5 protein-coding genes and 1 pseudogene are annotated in these 4,488 nt (G+C 73.2%); 1 reads left to right on the top strand and 5 read right to left on the bottom strand.

The window, feature by feature from the left end; genetic code table 11:
* From ACTWQJ_RS46875 to ACTWQJ_RS46865, 3 genes are all read right to left on the bottom strand, one after another.
* Positions 1-338 (bottom strand): glycosyltransferase family 2 protein (locus tag ACTWQJ_RS46875; RefSeq protein WP_443312484.1); only part of this gene is annotated, 338 nt, incomplete at its 3' end.
* A gap of 29 nt (positions 339-367) precedes the next feature.
* The gene (locus tag ACTWQJ_RS46870; protein ID WP_443312483.1) at positions 368-1,273 is read right to left on the bottom strand and encodes a glycosyltransferase family 9 protein; all 906 of its coding nucleotides are present in this window, start codon (positions 1,271-1,273) and stop codon (positions 368-370) included.
* Positions 1,274-1,294: 21 nt separating this feature from the next.
* Positions 1,295-2,335: an NAD-dependent epimerase/dehydratase family protein gene (locus ACTWQJ_RS46865; RefSeq protein ID WP_443312482.1), complete on the bottom strand. Its 1,041-nt coding sequence runs from the start codon at positions 2,333-2,335 to the stop codon at positions 1,295-1,297.
* A gap of 344 nt (positions 2,336-2,679) precedes the next feature.
* Here ACTWQJ_RS46865 and ACTWQJ_RS46860 point away from each other — a divergent pair, with 344 nt between their 5' ends.
* Positions 2,680-3,918: a phosphodiester glycosidase family protein gene (locus ACTWQJ_RS46860; protein ID WP_443312481.1), complete on the top strand. Its 1,239-nt coding sequence runs from the start codon at positions 2,680-2,682 to the stop codon at positions 3,916-3,918.
* A 21-nt stretch (positions 3,919-3,939) separates the two neighbouring features.
* Here the strand turns inward: ACTWQJ_RS46860 and ACTWQJ_RS46855 are convergent, their stop codons facing one another.
* Positions 3,940-4,134: a hypothetical protein gene (locus tag ACTWQJ_RS46855; protein WP_224733213.1), complete on the bottom strand. Its 195-nt coding sequence runs from the start codon at positions 4,132-4,134 to the stop codon at positions 3,940-3,942.
* Between the two features lie 104 nt (positions 4,135-4,238).
* Positions 4,239-4,488, bottom strand: a pseudogene (locus ACTWQJ_RS46850) (hypothetical protein); the annotation flags it as partial.

Genomic DNA, 4,488 nt, shown 5'->3' with positions numbered 1-4,488 from the left:
AGGCGCGGCTGGGCGTCGAGTACGTCGGCGGCGGTGTCCAGGGCGCCGGGTGCCCACCAGGAGTCGTCGTCGCTGAAGGCGACGTACGGGGTGGTGGCGTGGCGGACAGCGAGGTTGCGGCCCAGGGCACCGGTGTTGCGGCCGACCGCGAGGACACGTGCCCCCACCGGATGGGCACGTACCGCGGCCACCGTCGCGTCGGTGGAACCGTTGTCCACGACGACGACCGGTGGCCGCTCGGGGAGGGTGGCCAGCCGGTCGAGGGTGCGGAGCACGCTCCGGCAGCGGTTGCGGGTGATCATCGCGACCGTGACGCGGGGGGCGGCGGCGTCAGGCATGGGCTCCTCCGGGACGGGAGTGTCGGCCTTCACGCGCTCTCCGCGAGGAGTTTGCGCACGGCGCTCGCCACGTCCGGGGCCGTCGTGTCGTCCTGCCCGAGCACGATGCCGGGCACGCCGCGGAGGCAGACCTGCGGGACGAGCGAGACGACGGGAGTGCCGGTGGCCGCGGCGAGGTGGGCCGCGCCCGGGGCGCCGGCGACGACGGCATCGGCAGCGTGCAGGACACCGGTGAGCCGTCGCGGGTCGGTGCGGCCGCCGAGGTCGACCGCCGTGGCGCCGCTGACATACCGGGTCAGGGCGGTCTCCTCCGGTCCGCCGGTGACGACGACACGATGGCCGGCATCGGCGAGCTCGGCAACGGCCTCGGAACAGCGGTCCGGGGTCCACGCGTCGGCCCCTGGGTGTACGACGACGTAGGGGCCGTTGCCCGTGAGGCCCGTGGTGTCGGGCGGCGGGATCACGCGCAGCCGTCCGTCGTCGCCCGCCCTGGGCAGGAAGCCCATCGCGGCGGCCGTGTCGAGGGCCGCCGCGGCCTCGTCCTGGCCCGGCAGGCGTCGGTGGCCGACATCGAGGAGGCCGTCGTCGCCGTCCGCGCCGTCGGCACCGATCCGGCGCACCCGTGCCCTCCGCAGCAGCTGCGCGGTGGGCAACGGACTGCGCCCCTGCGCGGCGAGGACGAGCGCCACGTCGTAGCAGGCCTCGCGCAGGACCTGCAGGGAGCCCTCGCCGTCCGTCCGGTCCGGTCCCGGCGGCTCCCAGGGCGCGTCCCATGCGAGGACGTCGTCGACGTGGGGCAGCAGCCGGGCGGCGGGCGCGCCGTCGGGTTCGCACATCACCGTGACGTGGGCGGCCCGGGTGGCGACGGCGCGGACGGCCGGTCCGGCCAGCAGCACACCGCAGAACCCGTCCGGGCGTACGACGAGCGCCTTCACCGCAACCGCTCCCCTCGCCCGTCACCAGCAACACGCATGACGGGTACCTCCCTCGGCGCGCAGGGGCCGGCGGTCCGCCGACACGTCCGCGAAGTGGGCGATGGTGCGCCGGAACCCTTCCTCCCAGGTGACCCTCGGAACCCAGCCGAAGATCTCCCGGACCAGGGTCGTGTCGGGGCGGCGCCGGGCCGGATCATGCGGGCGGCGGGCGGCGAACTCCAGGCGCGAGTGCGAGCCGGTGAGCTCGATCACCCGGCGGGCGATCTCCCGGACGGTCGGCTCGTCGCCGCCGCCGATGTTGACGGGGCGGACGGACCGGCTCGCGGCCACCAGCAGCACGCATGCGACGACGTCGTCGACGTGGCACAGGGAGCGGGTCTGGCTGCCGTCGCCCTCGATGATCAGCGGTGCCCCGGTCAGCGCCCGCGTGATGAAGGTGGGGACCGCCTGGTGGCCGTCCGCCCGCATCCGTGGGCCGTAGGTGTTGAACACGCGAACGATTCCGGCGTCGGTGCCGTGGGCGGTCGCGTACGCGGTGGTCAGTGCCTCGGCGAAGCGTTGGGCCTCGTCGTGGGCGCTGCGAGGTCCCACGGGGTCGACGTGGCCGCAGTAGTCCTCGCGCTGGGGATGCACCAGTGGATCGCCGTAGACCTGGCACCCGGAGCCGAGCAGGAACCGAGCGCCTGCACGGTCCGCGACGGCCAGCGCGTTGTGGGTGCCGCGGCCGGCGGTGTCGAGCGCGTCCAGGGGGTGCCGCCGGCACTCGGCGGACGAGGCCGGGCCCGCGAAGTGCAGGATCAGGTCGTACGGAGCCTCCAGGGCGTCGGGGCAGCCGGGCTCGGCCAGGTCGAGTTCGAGGAACCGGAAACCAGGCCGGCCGACCATGTGCCGGACATTGTCCTGGGACCCCGACGAAAGGTTGTCCACACAGTCGACGTCGACCCCGCTGCCGAGGAGGCGTTCGCACAGGTGCGAGCCGAGGAACCCGGCGCCGCCGGTCACCAGGGCCCGCTCCCAGCGGCACCCGGCCGTCGGCAGGGCGGAGAACGTCATCGGCGTCATGAGCACAACCTTCCTTCCGCCGATGAGGACGGACGGGGCTGTTCGAGTGCCCCACAGAGTCGCTTTTATACTCCGCCGCCCGATATGGGAGTGCCACATGGTGCTGCGCTTGACAGCGGCCTGACGACGACACTCCGCACCCACCCTGTACGTCGCTCTCGTCCCCGGCCGGGTCGGCCACTCGCACGTCGACCGGGCGTCGGCGCTCACCCCTGACCGCCGCCAACAGCACGCGTTCTCCCACCCGTTCTCGCGCGGTCGGGTCCCCGTCACCCCCTCGGACACGGTCGTCTGGTGCACTTCCCCCGCGTCCTGAGACAGTTGACGAGACCTCAGGGGGATCTGTGACGCGTCGTCAGAAGCGGTTCGGAGCAGGCAGAACGTTACTGGCAGTACTCACGGCACTCGGCGCGCTGGCCGGAGCGGCCCTGGTGGGGGCGGCACCGGCCGGCGCCGCTGAGGACGCGGCCCGGATCGCGCCGGGCGTCGTCTACCGGGAACTCGACATCCAGGCGGCCAGGGGGCCGACACACGCCCATGTGCTGAGCGTCGACCTGCGCGACCCTCGGGTACGCCTCGACCTGCTGTACGCCGGAGCAGTGGCCGCACGGGCGACCGTCTCCCAACTCGCCGACGCCCGGGGGGCCGTCGCCGGGGTCAACGGGGACTTCTTCAACATCACCGAGGTCCAGCACCCAGGCGTCCAGGCGACCGGCGCGAGCGTCGGACCGGTGATCGCGCGCGGCACGGCACTGAAGGCGGCGGTGCCGAACGGCCAGCGTTTCGGTCCCGCCCTGCCGCCGGGCACGAGCACCCAGGACGTCGTGGGCGTCGGGGTCGACCGGCGGGCCCGGCTGGACAGCCTGGCGCTGGACGGGTCGGTCACCACGCCTGCGGTGCGACTGCCGCTCGGCGGGCTCAACCAGTACGCGTTGCCGGTGGGCTCGGTCGGCGCGTTCACCTCGGCCTGGGGCAGCGCGTCCCGGGTGCGTGCCACCTGCGGCACGGACACCGACCGGGCGGCGCCGTGCAGCACGGACACCTACGAGGTGACGGTCAGGGACGGTCGGGTGGTGTCGGCCGCGGACACTCCCGGAAGCGGCCCGATCGCCGAGGGGACCACCGTGCTGGTGGGCCGGGAGGCGGGTGCCCAGCAGCTGCGGAAGTTCTCGACGGGCGAGCCCGTGCAGGTACGCCACCGGCTGGTGGCGCAGAAGTCGTGGGTCCCGTACCGCTTCGCTCTCGGCGGCTATCCGGTCCTCAGGGACGGCCTGCCGTTGGCCGGCCTGGACGACCGGACCTCGGCCGTACGCACGGCTGTGGGCATCGCGGACGGCGGGCGTCGCGTGCTGCTGCTGGCGGTGGACGGTGCGCCGGAGTACCGCACCGGTCTGACGATCGCCGAAGTGGCGGACACCATGCGGCAGCTGGGCTCGGTGGACGCCTTCAGCCTGGACGGCGGCGGTTCGTCGACGCTGGTCGCCCGCACGCCGGGTGCGGGCGGTGTGTCCGTGCGCAATCACCCCACCGACGGAGTGGAGCGCCCGGTTCCGAACGGCATCGGGGTCTTCTCCGCGGTCTGACCCCGGCCTTCCACGCGGTCCTCACGGTCTCAGGCCGCTGACGATGTCAGCCGTGGCCGTGAGGCCGCTGTGGATGGTCGGGGCGACGCTCGAGCTCGCGAGGTAGAAGCCGAGCAGCAGGCAGACAATCGCATGGGTGGGCTTGAGCCCGCCGTTGCGCAGAAAGATCACTGCCAGGATCAGCAGCAACAGCACCACAGAGATGGAAATGGCCATCGTCAACCTCCTCCGCCACGTCCACTGCGCGGCGTTTCGGCCGCAAGTGTGGCGCAGCGGAGGGTTCGTCCGGGCGGCTGACATGTCCCCCGAACGTGTGGTGTCTACGCCTGCTCGTGGGCGTCCAGGAACGCCTCCAGGCCGAGCAGGTCGTCGGTGTTGATGAAGTCGACGTCGGCAGCGAGCAGCTCGGTCCACAGCGCGTCCCGGGCGGGGCCGGCCAGGTCCGGGGTGGCCCAGAACCGCACCTTCTGCCCGCGCGAGTGTGCCGCCTGCATGATGGTCCGCAGCTTCTGCCGCTCGGCGTCGGGGAAGGCGCCCACGCCTCGCCAGGTGAAGTTCAGCGTCCAGTTG

Origin of the sequence: Streptomyces sp. KR55, from assembly GCF_052245645.1 — a bacterium.
Taxonomy (GTDB): Bacteria; Actinomycetota; Actinomycetes; order Streptomycetales; family Streptomycetaceae; genus Streptomyces; species Streptomyces flavusporus.
Note: the sequence above shows the minus strand (reverse complement) of the source record. Positions and strands in the feature narration are given on the sequence as shown.